This is a genomic window from Mucilaginibacter sp. (assembly GCF_041088075.1).
Taxonomy (GTDB): Bacteria; Bacteroidota; Bacteroidia; order Sphingobacteriales; family Sphingobacteriaceae; genus Mucilaginibacter_A.
On sequence record NZ_JBGCVY010000020.1, the window covers coordinates 57,151 to 80,775 of the forward strand.

The following is a 23,625-nucleotide window of genomic DNA, read 5'->3' on the forward strand; positions in this document are numbered from 1 at the left end:
TAATCCTATTTTCTAACCAATGCTTCTTTTATCCCTGTTTTTTTAGGTATTTTAAAATTTAGGCCGATGGAAATTATACAGGCAATGAGTATTTTTTAGCCTGAAAACCGGTAAATAAAAAAGGACCTCAAACGGGGAGAATGAGGTCCTTTTAACCAATTATAAACCTAAATATGAAGAGCACAAATATAGTGTGAAAAATACACTAAGCAAGGCGGATTTCAGATTTAACAAAAATTTAACGTTGGTGGGAATGGTGGTGGTTATGGATAGACTTTTAAGTTAGTAATAATTATTGTGGTAAAAGAAGTATGACTGATTGAAATTTTTTAACCCTTAGATCGATGTCGCAAACTTTAACTAGTAAAGTCTATTTAAAAGAAGTATTACACCTTAAAGATCATTTACCTACTAATATATTTGAAATGTATCTATTCGGAAAATCTTTTTCCCAATCTACTTTTTTTAAATCGTGTGCAACTTTACTACTTTTGACAGTTTTATAAGTCAAAATATTTTCGTAGTTTAATGATAATTCCATCATTCGAGTCGCTTGATAAAGAATGTAATTGTCAGTTAAATACTCTCCTTCTATAATGTAGTTTTTCCCTTTAAATACTATTTCAACAATAACTTTACCGTGTTGCGGAATAGTATTATTTGGAATTTCAAAAGTTTGAGAGCTGTTTGCTTGAATGACTGGAAATAACCCATAATGTACATCATTAATTTGACGGCAAGAATCATTAACGAATATGTATTTCAAGTTGTAAGGTATGAACTTGCACTGTTCAAATTTTTCAAAGTTATTTATAGCAATTTGTATGTTATAAATTGGAGATGAACTTTCATTTGAAATTATAGCAAGCATTCTCTTATCAGCATAATTTCCAAAACTTAAAAAAGGTAAATCATTACTTCCATTAATTTGATTACGAAGATCAGAAGCAGCTTCAACCAATTGTTTTGATGATTTATTTTGACTACTGGTTATAAGATTAGATTGATTTATTGAATTTTTATCTATTGTATTTATTAAAGCGACATTCTCTTTGCTGATTTTAACAAATTGTTCTCTTATTACGCTATTATCAATTCTAGTCAAACTATCGTCATGTCTGATACTTGCAACGTTCCTATTTAGAATTCTTTTATCAATGTTTGATTCCAAATAAGACCAAACACTAATAGCCGAAGATATTACTGATATTATAATTATTGCCAGCCTATTGTTTTTTGCTTCTAATTTTGTTTTTTCAGTTCTGGATCTTAAATCTTTTTTTAAAGAATTTATTGATACGTAAGCTGTAATTCCTATAACTAATATTTGTAGTATTAATAAACCCATAAGTGAATATAAGAATAATCAAACTATATTATTAGCAAAAGACTTTAAATTGCAATAATTTATAAACTTCCTACTGGTCGGGGGGGTGCGACTGCGATCTTCAAGCTGCGGATTTTCAATTCTGCTGGTTGGGGCTTGCAACCCCCGATCTTTAAGCTTCAAATTTCCGATTCGCCTACACCACAATTAACCATACTTCTTTTACCTACATAAAATCAGTAAGCACAAACCCTCTAATCCAATCCATATTCCTTTAACTTCCGATATAAAGTAGCAATCCCAATATTTAACAAACGCGCAGTTTCCGTTCGGTTGCCTTTGGTATGATTGAGGACGCGCTGGATGTGCAGTTTTTCAATTGAATCTAAGTTAAAAGATTGCGGCTGATTGGGCAAGTTGGAAAGCGCGTGTTCCTGCAAATTAACGGGCAGCAAAGATTCATTCAAACCGTTTTCATCCGTCAAGATAATGGCGCGTTCAATAATGTTTTTTAACTCGCGGATGTTGCCCGGCCAGTTGTAGGCTTCCAGCTTTTCGATAAACGCAGGGCTTAACGGCGGAACTTGCTTTTTTACTTTGGCCGCAAAATATTGTACAAAATACGCGGCTATTAATTTAATGTCCTTTTTGCGTTCACGCAGCGGCGGCAGCGTAATTTGGAAAACCGACAAACGGTAATAAATATCCAAACGGAAAGTCCCTTTGACAGTTTCGGCCAATAAATCGCGGTTAGTTGCCGCAATGATGCGTACGTTTACCTGCGTTGGCCGCGTATCTCCAATTTTGATAAACTGCTGCGATTCTAAAACGCGCAACAATTTTGCCTGCAAATCCAAGTCCAGCTCTCCTATTTCATCCAAAAAAATTGTGCCGCCGCTGGCTTCTTCAAACAACCCTTTTTTATCTTTCACGGCGTTGGTAAAAGCGCCGGCCTTGTAACCAAACAGCTCGCTCTCCAATAATTCCTTGGTAAAAGCACTGCAGTTTACGGCCACAAACGCTTTCGCTTTGCGGCTGCTGGCCTGGTGGATGGCTTCTGCAAAAACCTCTTTTCCGGTCCCGGTTTCGCCCAATAATAAAACGGTGGTATCAGTTACGGCAACTTTTTGCGCCAAACCCACCGCTTCGGTTATGGCTGCGGATGTGCCGATGATCCGCTCAAAACCAAATCGGCTGCTCAGCTTGTTTTCCAGTTCGTGTACGCGATGTTGCAAATGTGCTTTGTCCATTGCTTTGCTTACCAGCGGTATAATCTTCTCATTATCATCGCCTTTGGTGATATAATCGAAAGCGCCGTGTTTAATGGCCGTAACGCCGTCGGTAATGGTTCCGTAAGCCGTTAAAACAATGATTTCAGTTGCCGGCCAGTTTTCCTTAATCTTTTTGGTGAGTTCGATACCGTTGATATCCGGCAGTTTTACATCGCTCAAAATAACATCAAACGTATCGTGTTCCAGTTTTTTTAAGCCTTCTTTGGCGGTTGCCGCTTCGGCCACTTCGTAACCTTCCAATTGCATAATGCGTGAAAGCAACTGGCGCAAACGGTCTTCGTCATCAATAATCAGCAGTTTACCTTTTTGCATATAACCCTTTTGTTTTAAACCGAAGTTGCGCGTATCAAATTTATCATTGTAAAAGAAGCATTTAATCCCATTTGTAACAAAAATATTAAATGCAAAAATGGCTTGGCTGCCAAATAAAATTGAATTATCCTTAATAATAACTACTTTTGCCGCATCTTTTAGCGATGTTCAAACTCTATGCAAATCCCTTTGCTTATCTGCCCGGAAGCTACTTCTTTATGATTGCAACAACCCCAAAAATATGCCTGTAAAAGAAGCATCGTTCTTTTTTCTGATTTCCCGGGTTTTATTTTTTCCATTTTATCTTCTTCATTTTTTTTCACTATGAATTCACATTTAAAAAAGTTGTCTGCCGCTGGTATGCTCATTACCCTGGGCATTATTTTCGGCGATATTGGCACTTCCCCACTCTATGTTTTTCAAACTTTGCTTACGGAAGGCGGAAAAGTGAACCAGGAACTGGTACTCGGTTCTATCTCCTGCGTTTTTTGGACGCTTACGCTGCAAACTACTTTTAAATACATTTTAATTACTTTGCAGGCAGACAACAAAGGCGAAGGCGGCATATTTTCGCTGTATGCCCTGGTTCGGCGTTATGGCAAATGGCTGGCCATTCCGGCTATTATTGGCGCCGGCACGCTGCTGGCCGATGGCATTATCACGCCGCCCATTTCGGTTACTTCCGCTATCGAAGGCCTGCATTTGGTACCGGCTTTAGCCAAATACATTGTTCCGGGAAACGAGTTGATCCTTACTATCGTGATCGGTATTATTTTACTGCTTTTCTTTTTTCAACAGTTTGGCACCAAAGTTATCGGTTCTGCTTTCGGTCCGGTCATGCTGCTTTGGTTTTTGATGCTGGGCGTTTTAGGAACGATCCAAATTGCACAATACCCGCAAATATTTAAGGCATTAAGCCCGCATTACGGATTTGAACTATTGACCAACCACCCGCGCGGTTTCTGGCTTTTGGGTGCCGTTTTCCTATGTACCACCGGTGCCGAAGCTTTGTATTCCGACTTGGGCCACTGCGGCAGAAAAAACATCCAGGTAAGCTGGATTTTTGTGAAAACCACCTTGATGCTGAACTATTTGGGGCAAGGCGCCTGGGTGCTTTTGCAACCGGCCAATACTTCTTTTACCAACCTAAACCCGTTCTTCCAAATTGTGCCGCACGCGTTTTTGATACCAAGTATTATCCTGGCCACATTTGCCACCATTATTGCCAGCCAGGCTTTGATCAGCGGTTCTTTTACCTTGATCAGCGAAGCCGTAAGCATGAACTTCTGGCCGCGCGTTACCATCAAATTCCCCAGTGATATTCGCGGGCAAATTTATATCCCCAGCATCAACTGGCTGCTTTGCTTTGGCTGTATTGCGGTTTCGCTGTATTTCCGCACGTCGGAAGCCATGACTGCCGCTTACGGTTTTTCCATCACCGTTGCCATGCTGATGACAACAATCCTGGTTTATTATTTTATGCGTTACGTAAAGCATTGGCCGCTCTGGCTGGTGGTCATCATCCTTTGTGTTTTCCTGACGGTAGAAGGCTCGTTCTTTGTGGCCAACGCCGTTAAACTGCTCAAACGTTTGTTCTTTTTAGTGTTCGAAATCGGGTTGATCTTTACCATGTACATTTGGTACCGGGCGAGAAAAATCAACAACCGTTTGCTCACGTTTATTGACCTGAAAGATAAAATCCCGATGTTTAATGCCTTGAGTGCAGAAACTTCGGTGCCTAAGTTTGCCACCCATTTAATTTATCTCACCAAAGCCAACAACAGCAGCCAGATCGAGCAGAAGATTTTGTATTCGATCTTCAGCCGGATGCCAAAACGCGCTGATATTTACTGGTTTATCCACATTGAAAGGGCCGACGACCCATACACAATGGAATACAGCATCGAAGAACTGGCGAACGACAAGATCATCCGGGTCGAGTTCAGGCTTGGTTTCCGCATCCAGCCGCGTATCAATGTATTGTTTAGAAAAGTGGTGGAAGATATGGTTGCCCGCAAAGAACTGGACATTACCAGCCCGTACGAAGCCTTGAGCCAATACAAACTGGCGGCCGATTTCCGCTTTGTGTTGTTAGAAAAATTCTTGTCCTACGAAAACGAGTTTAGTTTAAAAGAAGGTTTTATTTTGAGAAGCTATTTCGCGATCAAAAAATACGCTTTGAGCGATGCCCAGGCTTATGGTTTGGATACCAGCGAAACGCGTGTTGAAAAAATACCTTTGGTGGTAACGCCGTTCTCCAACTTTGCTTTAAAAAGGATCGAACCGAAAGTACAAGTACAATAGTTCAAACTTGTTCCCATTAAAAAATCCTGAGGCTTTTAACCGGCTTCAGGATTTTCTTTGAACATTAAGCGCCTGATTAAAATTTTCTTGGTAAAAACCAGATGCTTCTTTTACCACCTAAAAATTGGTAACCATTGGTTTTATTGAGATTGATGCAATACTGAAAAAAGGGTGGTAAAAACAGTATCAGCAAAAAACACCACGCTTATTTTAGGCCGAAAAATCCTGCTACATATTCTGCCACGCCATGTTCGATATTGGTTTTGGAAATGGCATAGGCAACGTCTTTAATTTGTTGCACACCATTGCCAACTGCAACGCCAAACTTTGCTTCTTTTAGCAGTTCAAAATCATTGTGGCCATCACCAAAAGCCATTACATTTTCCCATTTAATGCCAGCAAATTGTGGCAATTGGTTTAAAATTATGGTTAAACCCTGGCTTTTATTGGTATGCGGTGTTATCTCCAAGTAAATATCTTTTGATCGCCAAATTGCTAATTCAGTTTCTGTGCGCAAGGTTTCTTCGATCAAATTTATCAGTTCCGGTTTTCCCATAACCATTACTTTATGGGCACCATTTGCGATAAAAGCAGCCAAGGCTTCCGCAGAAAAATCGGTCAGCAAACCATCCGGACGAACGCGCGTGTTATTGATTTCCCGTTCAGCATAAAAATCTATGGCAGAAGCTAGCCAGGTATTATTTTGAAAAATGCTGATGTGTAGGTTGTGAAATTGCGCCGTTTTTAGCATTTCCTGTACATTTTCCCCGGAAATGGTAACGGAGGAAATTACTTTTTCAGGATCAAAAGCTGCACCCGAAGACAGCGTTAAAGCACCGTTATAGCAAATCAAAGGCTGGTTTTCGATGTTCAAACTTTGCTGGATGTGCCACAACGCTTTCGGCATCCGGGAAGAAGCCAGTACAATCGGGATATTTTCGTCCAACTGTTTGAATACTTGGATGGTCCGTTCGTCCACCGTCCGCTCCTTGTTCAAAAGCGTGCCGTCTATATCGGTACAAATCAATTTTACCATTATTTTATTTTTGAAAGATGGGCAATCACGCTAAAACTATAAACTATTTTGAGAAAAACAGAGGTGCAAATGCTGCATTGGGGTTTTAGGCTGATTTTGTTATCGCGCTTTTCGGTCTTTTTACCAAATAATAATGTGTAATGCTTTTTTTACCACACAAAAATCAACCCTTTAAGTTATTGTTCAAAATCAAGAAACTTAATTATGGATAGTATTAATCAACAGCAGCCGGAAGACAATTTGAAGGATTTGCAAGGCAGCGACGCCGCACAAAAAATGAAAGAACTGGCCGAACGTGCCGACTCTTGCTTTTTTTGCTCGAACATTAAAACAGGGCTTCCGTTTTCAACCCGGCCAATGTCGGTTTTAAAAGTAGATGATGCCGGGACCTTTTGGTTTTTAAGTTCAAACGACAGTACAAAAAATGCAGAATTGAGCCACGACCCTTTTGTACAACTTTTGTTTCAAGGTTCTTCCTTTTCCGGTTTTTTAAATGTTTATGGCATTGCCGAAGTAAGCACCGACAAAGCAAAAATCAAAGAATTGTGGAAGCCAATTTTGAAAACCTGGTTTACCGAAGGCGAAGACGATCACCGCATTACGGTTATTAAAGTTGACCCGACTGACGGTTATTATTGGGACAACAAACATGGCAATGCCATTGCTTTTATCAAACAAGCTGCCGGTGCCGTAATTGGTAAAACCATTGATGATTCTATCGAAGGCAAACTGGAAGTAGAATAAAAAAATAGTGGTAAAAGAAGCATCAACCTAATTGTTAAGCTTTTGGTTTGATCGCTTGTTTCATAATGCAAAAAGCCTGTTTTCTTTACGGAAACAGGCTTTTTATTTGTGATATAAACCGACTAAATTTGATTTCTTTATCGAAGTTGTTTAGACTTATTCCGGGATGCTTCTTTTACCGGGTAAAAATCAAGGTCATCCCCCTTGCCCCCTTCAAAGGGGGAAAAGGGCCAGGGCGCAGACCTTTCTCCAAATTTCTAAGCTTTAGAAAGGTAGGCGACAGGCTTTCCCCTTTGAAGGGGGTTAGGGGGATAAATTGATGGTCATTGTAAATAGTATCATTTTGACAAAAAATAAGTTTAAACAACTTCATCGTTTTAAAAATTTAAAACTGCTACTGTTTGTTTAAAACATACGGCCCGGATTTATCCCAGCCGACTTTTAAATTGGATAAAAAATAGGTTTTTCCCTGGTTATTGTTTCCCTGATAAAACAAGTAAGTATCGCCGTTGTCGTTTTCAAAAATACAAGGATGGCCAGATTCGCTACTGTTCCAAGTGCCCGGTTTTCCGTTTTCAAGAAAAGGTTTGTTTGATAACCTTCTCCAGGTAATGCCATCTGTACTTTCGGCCACGCCAATTTGTTGCGGCGCGTTGTTGTAATTTCCTGCATAAAACAGGTACAGTTTATTGTTGCGTTTGATGACTGTTGCGCCTTCGATACATTTGCCTTCCCAAGTCAAAGTTGGTTTTAAAATGGATGAATCAGTTGCTTGTTTCCAGGTATCACGGCTAAAATCTGTATTGGCAGGCGCAGTGGCCACGCCTTGCTGCTGGATAACGCCGCTGCTGTCGCGCGTGGCATAGTAAAGAAAGTATTGGTTTTTAAAGAAGTAAACTTCCGCATCAATTGCCCTGCCGTTGGTCCAGTTGCCCGCCGCGGGATGAAAAATCGGGTTACTGTTGTCGCGGATAAAATGGATGCCATCAGCAGAAACAGCATGGCAAATGGCATCTTTCGGCCCGTTGCCATACGTTTGATAAAACAAATGCACTTTGCCGTTTTTCACCAATGCGCCCGGTGCACAAAGCCCTTTTTTTTCATACGCGGCTTCCGGTTTCAGCTCTCCTATTTTAACCCAATTGTACAAATCTTTGCTTTCGGCAATGCCAATGTCCCAGCCCAGCATCCCGTTGCTGCTATCGTTGCTCACCTTGCGCGAATAATACATCAGGTACCGCCCCTGAAATTTAACCACAATAGGATCTTTGGCCAGCGAAGTGCCGGTTGCGGTACTATCACTAAAATACATCTGCGGTTTGTTTTGTGCGGATGCCGTGCTGATCAGCAGCAGCAGCAATAAGGCAAACAACCCAAATAGTTTTGCAAAAAAGGCTTTCATCTTTGATTTATATTGAAGTTGTTTAAACTTTTTCTGGCCCTCCTTTTTTGGCCGATGCTTCTTTTACCCTATAAAAATTGGTGCCTTTACAGGATCGAACAAACTAAAAAACCAGGCCATACCAATTTTTATAAGGTAAAAGAAGCATGTGTAAAGCACAAAAGAACAAGTTTAAACAACTACATTTTCTAAAATTAAAACTTCAAAAATTATAAATGAAGATAAAGCACAGATAAATTAATTTATACCTTTAAGGCAGCCAAAATAAATGTTGAATTAACACTTAAAAAAGGATACCACTAAAAACCAAGCTTATGTTAGACCTCAAACTCCCGGAATTGACGGATTATAAACCGTTAACAGATGCACAAATTAAAGGATTTCGCAAAAACGGGCACGTTTTAATTCCAAATATTCTTGATAAAGACGAAGTAGCCGCCTACCGCGATGTCATCAACGAAGCAGCCAACAAACACAACACCGAAAAGCGAAAGCTGGAAGAGCGCGACACTTACGGCAAAGCATTTTTGCAGATCATGAATTTATGGGAAGTTGACCAGCAGGTTAAAAAATTCACATTGGCCAAACGCATGGGCAAAATTGCTGCTGATTTGCTTGGGGTAGAAAATGTACGCATTTACCACGACCAGGCTTTGTACAAAGAACCGGGCGGCGGGTTTACGCCCTGGCACCAAGACCAATATTACTGGCCGGTAAATACCAACAACACGGTAACGATGTGGATGCCTTTGATTGATATCACCAATGAAATGGGCATGCTCACCTTTGCTTCCGGCTCGCATCAGGCTGGTTTTGTGGAGAATGTTGCCATTTCTGATGAATCGGAAACGATGCTGGAACACTACATCAAAAATCAAGGTTTTGCGCTTGAACAACCTGCCGCCATGCAGGCCGGAGACGCTTCCTGGCACTACGGCTGGACGCTGCACTCGGCTCCGGGAAACCAGTCGAAAGATACCGTACGGGAAGTAATGACGGTTATTTATATTGCCGATGGCGCACACGTAACTCCGCCTCAAAACAAACATCAGGAAAATGACCGCCAGCGCTGGCTGTGTGGCTTGGAACCGGGCGAATTGGTTGCCTCCAAATTAAACCCTTTGGTTTTATAAATACTGTTAATCTTGTAGTTATAATTTGATGCAAGTGTTTATAATAGTTAGTTGCATGCTTCTTTTATCACTATAAAATTATAGACATAAAAGAAGCATGCACATCATCCAAAAAAAATCAAAACTTATTACAAGTTTAAACCAATCCTAATTAGATAATTAAATCTTAAAAATACATTCTTTGATGAAAAAACTCCTGTTAAGCATCAACTTTTTCCTGTTGATTATTGCTGCCAATCCCGTTTCTGCCCAACACAAAGACGAACGCTGGCCCGAACAAAAAATCAAGGAATGGTACAACAAGCAACCCTGGTATTGCGGCTTTAATTATATCCCGGCTTATGCCATAAACTACACCGCCATGTGGGACAAAACTACTTTTGACCCCGCTGCGATTGATAAAGAGTTGGGCTTGGCAGAAAAATCGGGCTTGAACAGTTTGCGGGCAGTATTGCAGTTTGCGGTTTATGAAGACGATCCGGCCTATTTTTTAAAAACTTTAGATACTTTTTTGGCCATATGCGACAAACATCACATCAAGTTTATGCCTGCCCTTTTTGATGATTGTGTTTTCGGTTTGGAATTTGACCCGAAAGTTGGCAAACAACCAGAGCCGGTAAAAGGCTGGTACGCCTGGGCCTGGTCGCCAAGCCCCGGCCACAGCATGGTGGTTGATTCTACCACGCACCCCCGGCTCGAAAAATATGTAAAAGCGGTAATGGGGCGTTTTAAAAACGACCCTCGTATTTTTATCTGGGATTTGTACAACGAACCAACCAACGGCGGCTTGGGCACCACCACTTTGCCTTTGCTTAAAAAAGTGATCCGCTGGGCGCACGAAATCCATCCTTCGCAACCAACCACTGTTGGCATCTGGAACAAAAACAAACAACTGAACGATATTGCCATTACCGGTTCGGATATTGTTTCCTTCCATAATTATGGTAGCAAAGATGATTTGATGCGGAATATTGCCGAACTTAAAATTTATAACCGCCCTTTAATAAATACCGAATGGATGAACCGGCCGAATAAATCTGTTATCCGGGATAACCTTGCTGTTTTTTATAATGAAAAAGTGGGTTGTTTGTTGTGGGGGTTGGTGAACGGAAAAACCCAAACCGATCTTCCCTGGGGCCATCGTCCGGGAGACCCTGTTTCAAAAGTTTGGCAGCATGATTTGTTTCATGGTGATTTCTCTCCTTACGATCAGCAGGAAATTGATTTATTGTCCGAATACATTTCCAAATCAAAAACCAAAACTTACCTGCAACAACATTTGCAATAATTTCTTTGGATATTTTCCGGGTTGCCGATGCTTCTTTTACCGGTATAAAATTGGTGTTGGCAATCTCAACCCAAAACGTTACTGATTTTATGCCGATAAAAGAAGCATCAACATAACCTGAACTTATTCGAAAATTAGGCTTTTAATGAACGTGGTTTCGTGCAACAATTGCGATAACCATAAAACCCAAATTCCCAATGATGCAAACTTTGAAGTTATCAGTAAAAGCTTTGTCGGCTTTGATTGCCTTGTTCATCTTTAGTTCATCTTCTCCTGTTTTTGCACAAAGCGCAGACAACGGCAACGGCACTTACACCAATCCGATTATTTGGGCTGATTTTCCGGACAATGATGTCATCCGGGTTGGCGATACTTATTATATGGTGAGCACTACCATGAATTTTTTTCCGGGCGTGCCGGTGATGCAATCCAAAGATTTGGTAAACTGGCAATACCTTAGCAATGCGGTCGAGCGGATGCCCGGCTATCCGGCGTATAATATGCAAGGCGGGACACGCTATTCGCACGGGCAATGGGCAAGCAGTATCCGCTACCATAACGGGCAGTTTTACATACTTTTTGTAACGCTGGACGAAGGCGGATTTTTGTGTACAGCAAAAAATGCTGCCGGGCCTTGGAAACTGAACAAACTGCCCAAAGCGTATTATGATGCCGGTTTGTTTTTTGATGACGACAACAAGATTTATATCGTTCATGGCTATTCCAAACTAAACTTAACGGAGGTTAACCCTGATCTTTCGCCAAAATCAAAAGATACGATAATTTTTGAAGGCAAACAGCGCGGAGGTTTGGAAGGCAGCCACGTTTATAAAATCAACGGTTATTATTATTTGTATTGCACTTACGGCGGCGGCGATGGTTACCAGGTTGCCATGCGTTCCAAAAATATTTACGGCCCTTACGAAGAAAAAGTAGTGTTGAAAGATGATATGGGTTTCCGAAAAAAAGGCGTGCACCAGGGCGCATTGATCCAAACCCAAACCGGCGAATGGTGGTCGGTGATATTTCAGGACCGCGATGCCATCGGAAGGGTGCCAACTTTGCAACCGGTTACCTGGACGGATGGTTGGCCGATGCTGGGCGTAAACGGAAAAGCGGTAACTACTTATAAAAAACCAAACGTGGGCAAAACTTGGCCAATTACTGTTTTGCCAACTTCGGATGAATTTAACCAACCGAAATTGGGCTTGCAATGGGCCTGGAACCATAACCCGAACGACAGCTTATGGTCGCTTACGGAACGAAAAGGATATTTGCGGCTAAAAACAGCAACGATAACCGACAAGCTTACTTTAGCCCGAAACACGTTGACCCAACGCCCTTTCGGCCCTGCCTCAACCGGAACCGCAGAATTTGAGGTTGGCCAAATGCGCGAAGGTGATGTGGCTGGTTTAGCTTTATTTCAGGACCCGTATGCTTACATTGCGGTTGAAGTTAAAGACGGTAAAAAGCGTTTGGTAATGGTGGACAACGGGAAAGAGTTAGCCGCCGTAGAAAATTGGACGGCAAACAAAATTTATTTTCAAGCCAAAGTAGATGCCGTAACCGATACTGCAACCTTCTTTTACAGCACCGATAACAGCAACTTTAAACCCTTGGGCAATGCTTTTGCCATGAAGTTTAACCTGTCGGTATTTACGGGCAACAAGTTTTGCTTGTTCAATTATGCAACAAAAGCATTAGGCGGTTATGTAGATGTAAATTGGTTTAGAATGCAAATTGCCAAAAGAATATAATCATAAAAAAGATTGTGTACACCAAAACCTGTTGAGATTTTAATTTGATGAGAAACAAAAAAACCCTGCAAATACATTAATTTACAGGGTTTTTTTAAAAGTAGGTAGTTATGAAAGTGGTACCAGCTGGAATCGAACCAGCGACACAAGGATTTTCAGTCCTTTGCTCTACCAACTGAGCTATGGTACCCCCTGGTTGGGGTTGCAAATGTAACGTGTTTTTTTACTTTTGAAAATTTTTTTTCAAATTATTTACAACTGCGCTTGCTGCACATCCTGCTTTTTCTTGATTAATGTTCATTATCAATTCAATACAAACTCCACACTAATTTTTATGCCATAAAAACAGTATGGAAAGTTTCTGTTTTTATAGTTGTAATCTTTTGTTTTTTAAGCTTGGTTTATAAAAACCTGCGCGGCGTACACCAACCTTTAAGATTTTACCTAAAAATGCAATTCCTAAATAGCCTTTAACTATTTTTGCATTATGGAATTTTCACCTGCATCAAAAGTTTGGGTTTATCAAGCCGACCGGGAATTATCCGAACAGGAAACTGCCCAATTGCAACCTCAACTTAACCAATTTGCCAGTAGTTGGACGGCGCACAACCAACAATTAAAAGCTGCTGCCCAAGTGGTTTATAACCGTTTTATTGTTTTGGTGGTTGATGAAAGCCATGCTGGCGCAAGCGGTTGTTCGATTGATAAATCAGTAAGGTTTTTGCAGGATGTGGAACAAGAATTTGCTATCAACCTGTTCGACCGTTTTAATACTGCTTATCTGGAAGCCGACAAAATACAATCTGCCACACGTGAAGAATTGGAAGAACTGCTGCGTACAGGAAAAATAAACGGCGAAACAATCGTATTTAACAACCTGGTAAACAACCTTCAGGATTTTGAAACAAAGTGGCAGGTGCCTTTAAAAAACAGTTGGCACGCAAGGGTTTTTGGTAGTTTGATTGAAGCTTGATTTTTTTGTCATCTCGACCGCAGGGAGAAATCCTCATCGAAGCAATCAGGCTTTAATTGTTGAAAGAAGATTTCTCCCTTCGGTCGAAATGACAACACTGATACTTCTTTTACCAACTAAAAATCAAGCGGCCCTAACCTACGCATGTTTTTCATGATCAAATAACTGCGGTGCCTGATGTATTGCGTTGGCTTTACCGGCGACCATTTGAGCGGGTTTGGCCAAACGCCCACGATCAATGCCGCCTGCTGTTTGTTCAATTGCGAGGCATGACGTTTAAAATAAGTTTCCGAAGCAGCTTCAATCCCATAAATGCCGTCGCCCATTTCAATCACGTTGAGGTAAACTTCCATGATGCGTTCTTTGCTCCATAATGCTTCGATCAGCATGGTAAAATAAGCCTCAAAAGCTTTACGGATGTAAGAACGGCCCGGCCACAAAAACACATTTTTTGCTGTTTGCTGCGAAATGGTACTTCCGCCAATCAATTTATTACTATGCTGGTTTTTATCAATGGCACGTTCAATCGCTCTTAAATCGAACCCGTGATGTTCTAAAAACAACTGGTCTTCGGATGCGACCGCTGCTTTTTTGATGTTGATGGACATCTCATCAAACGAAACCCAATCTTTATCAATCTTCCAATCCTTGCCTGCCGCTTTTCGTTCAAAACCACGCTCGATCATCAATAAAGTTACCGGCGGGTTGATGAAACGCAACAGCAACACCCACAAAATGGTAACGCCGAAAAAGCCGATCAGGATTAATTTGAGAAGGTATTTGAACAGGCGCATTTCAAAGCCAAATATAAAATAAGAAAGGTGCCCGAATACCCGGACACCTTTTTATTTGTTATACTAATTTTTATGTGCTAAAAGAAGCATTGGTTTGAAGTTGTAAATTCCGTCTTCCGGACTTTCCGACTTCCCGTCTTTCTGACTTCCTATTCAGCAACAACCGTAAACGGAACTTTCACTTTTACTTCTTTGTGCAGGTTTAAATTCGCAACGTAATCGCCAACAAACTTCGGATCAGAATCAAAAGTGATTTTGCGGCGGTCAACATCAAAGCCTTGTTTTTTCAAAGCATCCGAAACCTGGATGGTATTGATGGCACCAAAAATTTTACCGCTTTCGCCGGCTTTTGCACCGATGGTAAGCGTTACGCCTTCCAAACGGGCTGCAATCGCATCCGCATCTTTACGAATCTTATCTTGTTTAAAAGCAGCTTGTTTCAGGTTTTCGGCCAAAACTTTGCGTGCAGATTCGGTTGCCATACTTGCAAACCCTTTCGGGATTAAAAAGTTGCGGCCGTATCCTGGCTTTACATTTACTACATCATCTTTCTCGCCGAGGTTCTTGATGTCTTGTTTTAAAATAACTTCCATTTCGTATCCTCCTATTTTAACGAGTCTGCAACGTAAGGCAACAAACCAATGTGGCGCGCGCGTTTAACGGCCTGTGCCACTTTGCGCTGAAATTTTAAAGAAGTCCCGGTTAAACGACGTGGCAACAATTTACCCTGGTCGTTGATGAACTTCATTAAAAAGTTGGCGTCTTTGTAATCAATGTACTTAATGCCGTTCTTTTTAAAACGGCAATATTTTTTACGGTTGTCCTCTACTTTAGGGGCGGTTACGTATTTAATTTGATCGTTTGCCATTATCTTGCTGCTGCCTCCTCAGTTTTAGGTTTGCGCTGGTTAAAAGCACCGCTGCGTTTTTTCTCGTTGTAGGCGATAGCATGTTTATCCAAGGAAATAGTGAGGAAACGGACTACGCGCTCATCGCGGCGGAACTCGGTTTCCAGCTTGTTGATTAGTTCACCCGGTGCCTTGTATTCAGTTAGGTGATAGTAACCTGTAGTTTTCTTTTGTACAGGGTACGCTAATTTTCTCAAACCCCAATTATCCTCCTGGATAATTTCGGCTCCGTTATCGGTTAGGATTTTAGTGAATTTGGCAATGGCCTCTTTCGCTACTTCTACAGATAACAACGGGGTAAGAACGATTACTGTTTCGTACTGTTGCATTCTTTGCTGTTGATATTTAATGATTTACCCGCCAAAAAGCGGAGCGCAAATGTAGAAAGAAAAAATTACTTTTTAAAGAAGCAGTAAAACTTTTCTGTAGCCAAATCCAGCATTTGCAAATCGCCTTTGCTATCGCCATAAGCGAATATTTTGGTGTAGGAATTTATGTCGGGAAAAATGCTTTTGATCCGGCTAACTTTCTCTTCGCCATAACAATTGCGGGTTGCAAATTTCCCGGTGATCAAATTATTCTCCACTTGTATTTGTGTCGAAATTAATCGGATTTGATTGGCTTGCGCAAACTTGTGCAAGATCAAGTCAAAGTTGGCACTAACAATACAAACCTGGTGCATACTGTTTTTATGCCACTTAATTCTGTCTAAAGCATCTTTTTTAACCCTTTTGTAAATATGTGTTTGATGATATTTTTCAACGGAATTATTGAAACTATCCAAACTTTCATCTTTAAACAATTTACTAAAAATCCTTTGTTTGGCTTGTTCGTTGTTTAAAACTTTGGCAAGATACAAAGCAAAATCAGGCAAAGCTTTCACAACTTTTAAAACCGACAAACCATTTTTTAGCCGGAAAAAAGTAAAGTCCCAAAAAATATCACGGTTGGTTATTGTCCCGTCAAAATCAAAAAAAGCAATAACTTTATTTTCGTTCATAAGTTGCAGTTTGAAACCAGGGATAAGTATTGCCCAAAGGCAGCTTCCCTAACTTTGGATGTTTGGTGATAAAGTTGTTTTTGATTAATTTATAATCTTTTAATGGCGGTGGTTCGGTAGCACCAGAGTACAATTGTTGCACCATTAAATATTGGATAGAAGTATCAGTTTGGTTTAAAGTGATGTTTTTATAATGGTCTAAACAATAAGGCCATAACGAAAATGTGATGCCAACTTTTTTTCCTTTGTTCGTTTGTGATGCAACTCTCAAAAATTCGGCTCTAAAATTGTTATAAGTGATTTTGATTTCGTCTTGTGTGTTATAAAAAAGTAATGACCTTCGGATAAAACCGGTAGCGTTTACAAGTAAAATAAAAGCAATGGCAAGCGGCACAATTTTAAACTGGATGCTTCTTTTATCACCTTTAAATTGCTTTGTTATCATCACAAATAAAACAAAGAAAAAAACAGGCGATAAAACAAGCATGTTGTAATTCATGGGCATATCCCTGAAAGAAAAATAAGCTACCAATATTGATAAAACTGCAAGTAATCCTAATGCAATTATCATTTTTTTTCTAACCAAAATACGCGCAACATAAATAACTGGAATTAGAAAATTAAAGATTAAAAACGGTGCATAAGTATAAGTGATGTAAAAGTTGATAAACGTTTTTAACGAGTTTGTGCTGTAACGGTTTACAATTACATTTTTGGAATGCTGGCGCAAAGCCTGGATCAAATCTATAATGTGATATGGATAAAAGATTGTAAAAACCCCAGCAATAACCATAAAACCCAAAGCAGTTTGCAGGATGGGTTTTAGTTTAAATTCGTTCCGGTAGAAAAGCAAACCGGCAGTTATCAATATCAAATAAAAAGTTGAAACCGGCGAGGTAATCATATTTAGCGTTACCAAAACGCCATTGTTAAAATTGCAAAACCGCTTGCTCTGGTAAACATTGTTCAACAAAAAGCAGGAGATAAAGAACTTGCACAAAACTTCGGGCCTACCTTCTTGCACGCCATAAAAGGAAAACAAGGCAAAAAGCCAGAGTATCACCAAAAAACATAGGATAAAAGAAGCATTGACTTTTCTTTTGATGGTATAAATATAAACAGCAACTATCAGTATAATCAAACTCATCAAATCAATGATAGCTAAACTTACTTGCATGTTGTTGTAAAACTCAGGCATCAAACTATTGATTAAAGCAACAACGCAAGGAAACAGCGGCGGATAAAATAAAAAACGATGATTGATTGGGTCTAAACCAGCATCATACAAAGGGTTAATTAATTGATGGAAATGGTTGATGAAATATGCAGTCGGTAGAAAACAAGTTGAATCTTGGATAAAACCCGGATAACCATTAATAGCAAATGTAAAAGTTAAACAAGCGTAAATTGAAACAATAATCAGGACAATTGCGATTAAATATTTTTTCATTTGATATAAATTAAAAAAGCAAAAGAAAACAACCAGAACAAAATGCTCAATTGTATAAAACGGTCGTTCACCAAAATTTTTACCGGCGAACCGCTTGTTTTTTTAACAAAAGTGATTTGCAGGTAGCGCAATAATCCAAGCAAAACAAACAAGGTTGTAAAATAAGAATATTCGCCAAGCCGGTTCAAAATTTCGGGGGAGATGATATACATGATGTAACAAACCAACATTACGCCGGTCAACATGGACAACACAATTTGAAGAAACTCAATGCTGTAACCATGAATGGATCGCCTCACTTGTTTGTCGGCATCATTCAACATTAAATATAAATCGTCCATTCTTTTTGAAAGTGCCTGAAACATGGACAACAAAAAAACCATGATCATCAGCCATTTACTTACCAATATCCCGGTTGCCAGGCCGCCTGCAACTACGCGCAGATCAAAACCAATACTGATGATGGTTACGTCAATCAACGCAAAGTTTTTTAATTTAACAGAGTAAAATATGTTTAAAATATAATAAGCTAAAACAACCAATAAAACTTGGTTGGAAATGCTAAATCCAATGGCGGCAGCGATTGCAAATAAAATTGCAGCGAAAATGTAAGCTTCAACTTTGGATATTTTGCCGGATGGAATGGCACGGTTTCTTTTAATAGGATGCTGCCGGTCGTAATCAATATCCATCAAATCATTAAATATATAAATGGAACTTGCGGCAAAACAGAAAGCAAAAAAAACCGGTAAAGATTCTAAAAACTTAGCGTGGTTTAAAATCTCGCCCGAAAAAAAAAGTGGCAAAAATATATAAAAGTTTTTAACGTAATGCGAAACACGTAACAGCGGAAAGTACTTTTTTATCATAAATTTATGTTCCGTTTTTTACGCAAGATGTGGAATTATGTTGAAAATAAAAATTGAATATTAGCAAAATAAATATCGGCAACAATCCAAGTTTAAATACTTGGCCAGCCTTGCCCATCATACCAAACCCGTTTTATACACATTTTGCGTTTAAACTTTTCTGTTCCGTCAATAAAACGGTTTTGAGGATCAACGGCATGATAAAAAATCCAATCATTACCATCAATATCCGTTAAAATACAATTTTGTCCGGGCGCGTCCCAATGATCGTTGGGTTTTAAAATAATGTGGTCTCCGGGAATAGGCTGAAATTCTTTTTGCGGATCATCAGACCAAAAAACACTGACGGCATAACCATTTTCTGCCCAGGTGTTATCGCCCGAAACCCATAATAAATAACGGTCAAACTTTGGCTGATAGGTTATAAAAGCACCTTCGCGCAAAGTTTCAAACTTTACGCCGGGTTTTGGGAAAAGCACATCAATTGGTTTGCTGATGATCGAATAACCATCATCGGCAACTTCCACCACACTAATTGGCTGGTGTGCCGAACCATAAAACAACAAGTTTTTGCCTGTTTTTGCATCATAAAAGAAGCATGGGTCAATCATCCGGTAAGTGGAGCCCGGAACTTGTGCCAGCGGTTTCCCGACGTCCCGAAAACCGTGCGGTTCATCAGAAACAGCCATTGCCAAACACATGCCGTCTTTGGTATCGGGCTCAGCAGCATAATACAAACGGTATTCTAAACCAACTTTTACCACTTGCGGCGCCCAAAATTTTTCGCAAGTTTTCGCCCAAACCGGCGGTTCTACAAGCGCGCCTTCGGGTTTTGTCCAACTAATTAAATCTTTAGAATAGCTTAATTGGATGTTGTTGACCGTTGGCGAAGGCGCATCATGCGTGGCATAAGCGTAATAACCATCGCCGGAAACATAAATTACGGACGGGTCCGGGAAATCGGCATTAATCAGCGGGTTTATATAAGATGAATTTTCCGGTTTGTCCATTGTATTTTTTATCTAAATCTGAAAAAAGCCTGATGCTTCTTTTATGCAGGTAAAAACAGTATTGATGCAAAATTAATTGTTCGTCCCACCGATTCGATCGGCAAAAACTTCGTCTAAACTTAAAGCAAAACCAGGTAAAATTGGACTTGTAACTTCGTCACCTAACGTCAATACTTTAGTAGGCTGAAACCTTTCATCTTCATCCAAAACATATTTAAAAAATATTTTTCCCTGCGGTTCAAATACCCAGTATTCTTTCACGCCGGCTTCTTCGTAAACCTCGTACTTGTTTTGCAGTTCTTTTTTATTGTTTCCGGGCGATAAGATTTCTACCACTATATCAGGCGCACCTAAACAACCTTTTTCATCAATTTTAGCAAGATCACAAATTACGCAAATATCAGGCTGAAGCACGGTAGTAATTTTTCGATCTGATACTGTTTTTCTTACTAAACGTACATCAAAAGGGGCAGTATAAACTTCACAAGGTTTATTGTAAAAAAAAATCAGCAAAGCCCTATTAATTCTTTGTGATATTCGCTCATGAATCTCTGCCGGCGCCGGGCTCATTTCAAAGATATATCCTTTAATCAATTCCAGCCGCTCATCAAAAGTCCATTTTAAATAATCGGCGTAAGTATAAGTTTTGTTAAGGTCGAGGTCAGAAAATTGCATAATTATATTTTTTTGTGTTTTACAAACTACATTAGGCTATTACAATTGTAAGCTGATAAAGATAAAATAATTAGTTTAGTTACTTGTTCCATTTAAACGATCAGCAAAAACTTCATCCAAGTTCAAAGCAAAGTTTGGCAAGATTGGACTTGTAACTTCATCGCCAAAAGTTAATAAGTTCGTAGGCTGAAACTTTCCCGCTTCATCCAGAACATATTTAAAAAACGTTTTTTCACTTGGATGTATAATCCAATATTCCTTTACGCCGGCTTCTTCGTAAACTTCGTACTTATTCTTCAATTCCTTTTTGTTGTTACTTGGCGAGAGGATTTCCACAACAATATCTGGCGCACCAATACAGCCCCGCCCATCAATTTTGCTTAAATCACAAATTACACAAATATCAGGTTGTACAACTGTAATAATCTCTTTGTCTTTTTTTGATTTTCGGATTAACCGTACATCAAAAGGAGCAGAATAAACCCGGCAAGGTTTTCCTTTTAAATTATTATACAGTTCATTTCCAACTATAGTTGATATCCGCTGATGGATTTCTACCGGAGCCGGACTCATCGGAAATATTTTTCCTTTGATCAATTCCAGCCGCTCATCAAAATTCCATTTTAAATAATCGGCGTAAGTGTAAGTTTTATCGAGGTCGAGGTCAGAAAATTGCATAGTTTGTTCTGTTGTTTTCAAAAATACAAATAATCTTTGATGCTGTTTTTATGCCGGTAAAAACAGTATTCCAATCTTCATTTGCACAAACCCGGCGTTCTGTTTAACTTCGCCTTGATGGATAATTTTGTTGTTTCAGCCCGTAAATATCGTCCGGTTACGTTTGAAAGTGTTGTAGGCCAGCGGCATATCACCGGCACGCTGAAAAACGCGATCAAAAACAACCAGCTTGCCCAGGCATTTTTGTTTTGCGGTCCGCGTGGCGTGGGCAAAACCACTTGCGCGCGCATCCTGGCCAAAACCATCAATTGCCAAAATTTGCAGCCCGATATAGAAGCTTGCGGCGTTTGCGATTCGTGCCGCGCTTTTCAAAACGGCAATTCTTTTAATGTGCATGAATTGGATGCGGCTTCCAATAATTCGGTGGATGACATTCGGAATCTGATTGAGCAAGTCCGCATCCCGCCGCAGTTTGGCCGGTACAAAGTTTACATTATTGATGAGGTGCACATGCTTTCTCAGGCAGCTTTTAACGCGTTTTTAAAAACGCTGGAAGAACCGCCGCCTTATGCCATTTTTATTTTGGCCACAACCGAGAAGCATAAAATCCTACCAACCATTTTATCGCGCTGCCAGATTTTTGATTTCAACCGGATCCAAGTAGATGACATGACGCGACACTTGGAATTTATCGCGCAAAAAGAGCATATTAATTACGAGGAAGACGGCCTGCACATCATCGCCCAAAAAGCGGATGGTGGTTTGCGTGATGCGTTATCTATGTTTGATCAGATTGTAAGTTTTTCGGGCGGAAAAGAAATCACTTATAAACTGGTGATTGATAACTTAAATATTCTCGATTACGATTATTATTTCCGTTTGACGGATTGTATTTTATCCGAAAACACCTCACAAAGTTTATTGATTTTGAACGAGATTTTGGCCAACGGTTTTGATGGTTACCATTTCATTTCCGGTTTGTCCAACCATTTTAGGAATTTGTTGGTTGGAAAAGATACTTCAACTTTGAAATTGCTGGAAGTGAGCGAAGGCATCCGCAAAAAGTACGAACAGCAGGCGCAGCAAACTTCGGTTTCTTTTTTGGTTTCGGCTTTAAATTTGGCCAACCAATGCGATTTAAATTACAAGATCAGCAAAAACCAACGCTTGCAGGTGGAGCTGGCTTTGATTAAAATGTGCCACATCAACGCTGCTTTTAACCTGGTAAAAGAAGCATCCAATTTAAGCCGCCCGGAAGAACCGCTTAAAAAAAAAACTGATGTTGTAATTGCTCCGCCGCCGGCAAAACCACAGGAAACTTTATCAGAAACAAAACCTGTAATTACAGAAAAAGCAATCGTTCCCGAAGAAAAAAAAGTTATTGAACCGGAAGTAACCGCACCAAAACCTGTTGAAAAACCAGCTTTTAAATCCGAAGAAAATATACCGGTAAAAACAGTAGAGAAGCCGGCAGAAAAATCCACGCTTTTTATTCCAAACCTAAATCGCGCTTCCACTTCTGTTAAAATCCCTTCCTTAAAAGACCTAGCCAAAACCAGTTTGCAGGAAACGGTTGACGAAGACCCGTATTTAAAAGGAACGGATTTTGAAGATTTTGATCCCGAAACTTTCCAAAAAAAGTGGAACGAATACGCTGCAAAAGCCAAAACCGAAGATAAAAGCATGACGTTGCTTACTGTTTTTACCCATCAAAAACCGGTGATGTTAAAGCCTTATGTTTTTGAGTTGGTGCTGGAGAACAAAACCCAGGAAAACATTTTCAGGGACGATAAACCAAACCTAATGAACTTTTTGCGTTCTGAGTTGAAGAATTTTAACATCGAAATACAAACCCGGATTGAAGAACAATCCGGGTTGAGAAAACCATATTCACCGATAGAGAAATTTCAATATATGCTCGCCAAAAAACCGGAACTGGCAGAATTGAAGAAGCGGTTTAATTTGGAGATTGATTAAAGCTTTCTTTTAAAAGCCTGTTTAAATTATACAAGAAAAAATATCAATGCTTCTTTTACCATATAAAAATTGGTGTTTGCACCAGTTCAAACAAACCGGAACCAGGCAATACCAATTTTCAGGTGGTAAAAGAAGCATGACAAATAAATTTTAAATTCTATTTAAAAAGCTGGTCATCGTTGTCGCCCGCGCCTTTTTTTGGATAACCTTCGGCATCAATCCCGCGGTCGTTTTTTGGATACCCTTCTTCGTCCAAATCATCGCGGTCGTCTTCCGGTGTCCTGGCCAAAACTTCATCAATCGGGTCTAATTCAATGTCTTGTCCATTGTCAATGTGCATTCCCAGGTTATCTAAACTATCAACATCGGTTGCCAGCGTTTCGTGCGGAATGTATTCGTCAACCGCTTCCGGGTTGGCTTCGTCATAAGTGGAATTAAAATCTTCGCCGTTTGGTGCAGCCGTATTGTACGGAAAATCGTGCTGATAATCCGGGTCTTCGCTTTTTACATCAATCTCATAACTGTTTTTTTCGGCATTGTACAATAAATCGTCCGGGTCTGTCCTATCGCCCAGGTCATCTTTTAATTTTTTGTCGCGGTCCAGGTTTTCGTCTGAACCGGGCAATAATGGATTCGGATTGCTCATAATTGTATTTATTTTTAGGGATAAAGAAAAAACACGGCCATAAGTTTTAGC

Annotated in this window: 23 protein-coding genes and 1 tRNA gene; 7 read left to right on the plus strand and 17 right to left on the minus strand. The window is 39.9% G+C overall.

The window, feature by feature from the left end; translation table 11 throughout:
- Positions 1–400 precede the first annotated feature (400 nt).
- The 3 genes from V5804_RS03765 to V5804_RS03775 form a co-directional block, all read right to left on the minus strand.
- Entirely contained in the window at positions 401–1,348 is a 948-nt protein-coding gene (locus V5804_RS03765; protein ID WP_369590038.1) for a hypothetical protein, read from the minus strand.
- 233 nt (positions 1,349–1,581) lie between these two features.
- Positions 1,582–2,931: a sigma-54-dependent transcriptional regulator gene (locus V5804_RS03770; protein WP_369590039.1), complete on the minus strand. Its 1,350-nt coding sequence runs from the start codon at positions 2,929–2,931 to the stop codon at positions 1,582–1,584.
- A 158-nt stretch (positions 2,932–3,089) separates the two neighbouring features.
- Positions 3,090–3,299, minus strand: a complete 210-nt coding sequence (locus V5804_RS03775; protein ID WP_369590040.1) for a hypothetical protein — start codon at positions 3,297–3,299, stop codon at positions 3,090–3,092.
- Between V5804_RS03775 and V5804_RS03780 the strand changes: the two genes are divergently transcribed.
- Positions 3,292–5,235: a KUP/HAK/KT family potassium transporter gene (locus V5804_RS03780; protein WP_369590041.1), complete on the plus strand. Its 1,944-nt coding sequence runs from the start codon at positions 3,292–3,294 to the stop codon at positions 5,233–5,235. The genes V5804_RS03775 and V5804_RS03780 overlap by 8 nt on opposite strands.
- A gap of 205 nt (positions 5,236–5,440) precedes the next feature.
- On the opposite strand, the gene V5804_RS03785 is transcribed toward V5804_RS03780, so the two are convergent.
- The gene (locus V5804_RS03785) at positions 5,441–6,271 is read right to left on the minus strand and encodes a Cof-type HAD-IIB family hydrolase (RefSeq protein ID WP_369590042.1); all 831 of its coding nucleotides are present in this window, start codon (positions 6,269–6,271) and stop codon (positions 5,441–5,443) included.
- Positions 6,272–6,475: 204 nt separating this feature from the next.
- On the opposite strand from V5804_RS03785, the gene V5804_RS03790 reads away from it, so the two are divergent.
- Positions 6,476–7,015, plus strand: coding sequence for a pyridoxamine 5'-phosphate oxidase family protein (locus V5804_RS03790; protein ID WP_369590043.1), 540 nt, complete (start codon positions 6,476–6,478; stop codon positions 7,013–7,015).
- Between the two features lie 394 nt (positions 7,016–7,409).
- Here V5804_RS03790 and V5804_RS03795 read toward each other — a convergent pair whose 3' ends face one another.
- Positions 7,410–8,417: a family 43 glycosylhydrolase gene (locus tag V5804_RS03795; protein ID WP_369590044.1), complete on the minus strand. Its 1,008-nt coding sequence runs from the start codon at positions 8,415–8,417 to the stop codon at positions 7,410–7,412.
- Positions 8,418–8,731: 314 nt separating this feature from the next.
- Between V5804_RS03795 and V5804_RS03800 the strand changes: the two genes are divergently transcribed.
- The 3 genes from V5804_RS03800 to V5804_RS03810 all read left to right on the plus strand — a co-directional run bounded on the left by V5804_RS03800 (position 8,732) and on the right by V5804_RS03810 (position 12,595).
- Positions 8,732–9,550: a phytanoyl-CoA dioxygenase family protein gene (locus V5804_RS03800; RefSeq protein ID WP_369590045.1), complete on the plus strand. Its 819-nt coding sequence runs from the start codon at positions 8,732–8,734 to the stop codon at positions 9,548–9,550.
- Between the two features lie 184 nt (positions 9,551–9,734).
- The gene (locus V5804_RS03805; RefSeq protein ID WP_369590046.1) at positions 9,735–10,838 is read left to right on the plus strand and encodes a cellulase family glycosylhydrolase; all 1,104 of its coding nucleotides are present in this window, start codon (positions 9,735–9,737) and stop codon (positions 10,836–10,838) included.
- A 197-nt stretch (positions 10,839–11,035) separates the two neighbouring features.
- The gene (locus V5804_RS03810) at positions 11,036–12,595 is read left to right on the plus strand and encodes a glycoside hydrolase 43 family protein (RefSeq protein WP_369590047.1); all 1,560 of its coding nucleotides are present in this window, start codon (positions 11,036–11,038) and stop codon (positions 12,593–12,595) included.
- A 117-nt stretch (positions 12,596–12,712) separates the two neighbouring features.
- Here V5804_RS03810 and V5804_RS03815 read toward each other — a convergent pair.
- Positions 12,713–12,785 (minus strand) — tRNA-Phe (locus V5804_RS03815).
- 297 nt (positions 12,786–13,082) lie between these two features.
- On the opposite strand from V5804_RS03815, the gene V5804_RS03820 reads away from it, so the two are divergent.
- Entirely contained in the window at positions 13,083–13,568 is a 486-nt protein-coding gene (locus tag V5804_RS03820; RefSeq protein WP_369590048.1) for an ABC transporter ATPase, read from the plus strand.
- A gap of 116 nt (positions 13,569–13,684) precedes the next feature.
- Here V5804_RS03820 and mtgA read toward each other — a convergent pair whose 3' ends face one another.
- From mtgA to V5804_RS03870, 10 genes are all read right to left on the minus strand, one after another.
- On the minus strand, positions 13,685–14,362 hold the full coding sequence (mtgA, locus tag V5804_RS03825) for a monofunctional biosynthetic peptidoglycan transglycosylase (protein WP_369590049.1): 678 nt from the start codon (positions 14,360–14,362) through the stop codon (positions 13,685–13,687).
- A gap of 149 nt (positions 14,363–14,511) precedes the next feature.
- Complete coding sequence (rplI, locus tag V5804_RS03830) at positions 14,512–14,955, minus strand: 50S ribosomal protein L9 (protein WP_369590050.1); 444 nt, start codon at positions 14,953–14,955, stop codon at positions 14,512–14,514.
- Positions 14,956–14,966: 11 nt separating this feature from the next.
- Positions 14,967–15,230 (minus strand): 30S ribosomal protein S18, encoded by a 264-nt coding sequence (rpsR, locus tag V5804_RS03835; RefSeq protein ID WP_157566583.1) that lies wholly within the window; start codon positions 15,228–15,230, stop codon positions 14,967–14,969.
- Positions 15,230–15,598, minus strand: coding sequence for a 30S ribosomal protein S6 (gene rpsF / locus V5804_RS03840; RefSeq protein WP_369590051.1), 369 nt, complete (start codon positions 15,596–15,598; stop codon positions 15,230–15,232). Before rpsF ends, rpsR begins: the two co-directional genes overlap by 1 nt.
- A gap of 65 nt (positions 15,599–15,663) precedes the next feature.
- Positions 15,664–16,269, minus strand: coding sequence for an HAD-IB family hydrolase (locus tag V5804_RS03845; RefSeq protein ID WP_369590052.1), 606 nt, complete (start codon positions 16,267–16,269; stop codon positions 15,664–15,666).
- Positions 16,256–17,719: a hypothetical protein gene (locus V5804_RS03850; protein WP_369590053.1), complete on the minus strand. Its 1,464-nt coding sequence runs from the start codon at positions 17,717–17,719 to the stop codon at positions 16,256–16,258. Before V5804_RS03850 ends, V5804_RS03845 begins: the two co-directional genes overlap by 14 nt.
- The gene (locus V5804_RS03855; protein ID WP_369590054.1) at positions 17,716–18,588 is read right to left on the minus strand and encodes a UbiA prenyltransferase family protein; all 873 of its coding nucleotides are present in this window, start codon (positions 18,586–18,588) and stop codon (positions 17,716–17,718) included. Before V5804_RS03855 ends, V5804_RS03850 begins: the two co-directional genes overlap by 4 nt.
- Positions 18,589–18,680: 92 nt before the next feature.
- The gene (locus V5804_RS03860; protein ID WP_369590055.1) at positions 18,681–19,598 is read right to left on the minus strand and encodes a glycoside hydrolase family 43 protein; all 918 of its coding nucleotides are present in this window, start codon (positions 19,596–19,598) and stop codon (positions 18,681–18,683) included.
- A gap of 72 nt (positions 19,599–19,670) precedes the next feature.
- The gene (locus tag V5804_RS03865) at positions 19,671–20,273 is read right to left on the minus strand and encodes a Uma2 family endonuclease (RefSeq protein WP_369590056.1); all 603 of its coding nucleotides are present in this window, start codon (positions 20,271–20,273) and stop codon (positions 19,671–19,673) included.
- Between the two features lie 75 nt (positions 20,274–20,348).
- Entirely contained in the window at positions 20,349–20,951 is a 603-nt protein-coding gene (locus tag V5804_RS03870) for a Uma2 family endonuclease (RefSeq protein ID WP_369590057.1), read from the minus strand.
- A 117-nt stretch (positions 20,952–21,068) separates the two neighbouring features.
- Between V5804_RS03870 and V5804_RS03875 the strand changes: the two genes are divergently transcribed.
- Positions 21,069–22,928 carry a DNA polymerase III subunit gamma/tau gene (locus V5804_RS03875; RefSeq protein WP_369590058.1) on the plus strand — a complete coding sequence of 620 codons (1,860 nt, stop codon included), beginning with the start codon at positions 21,069–21,071 and terminating at the stop codon, positions 22,926–22,928.
- Positions 22,929–23,085: 157 nt separating this feature from the next.
- Here the strand turns inward: V5804_RS03875 and V5804_RS03880 are convergent, their stop codons facing one another.
- Positions 23,086–23,574 carry a hypothetical protein gene (locus tag V5804_RS03880; protein WP_369590059.1) on the minus strand — a complete coding sequence of 163 codons (489 nt, stop codon included), beginning with the start codon at positions 23,572–23,574 and terminating at the stop codon, positions 23,086–23,088.
- Positions 23,575–23,625 lie beyond the last annotated feature (51 nt).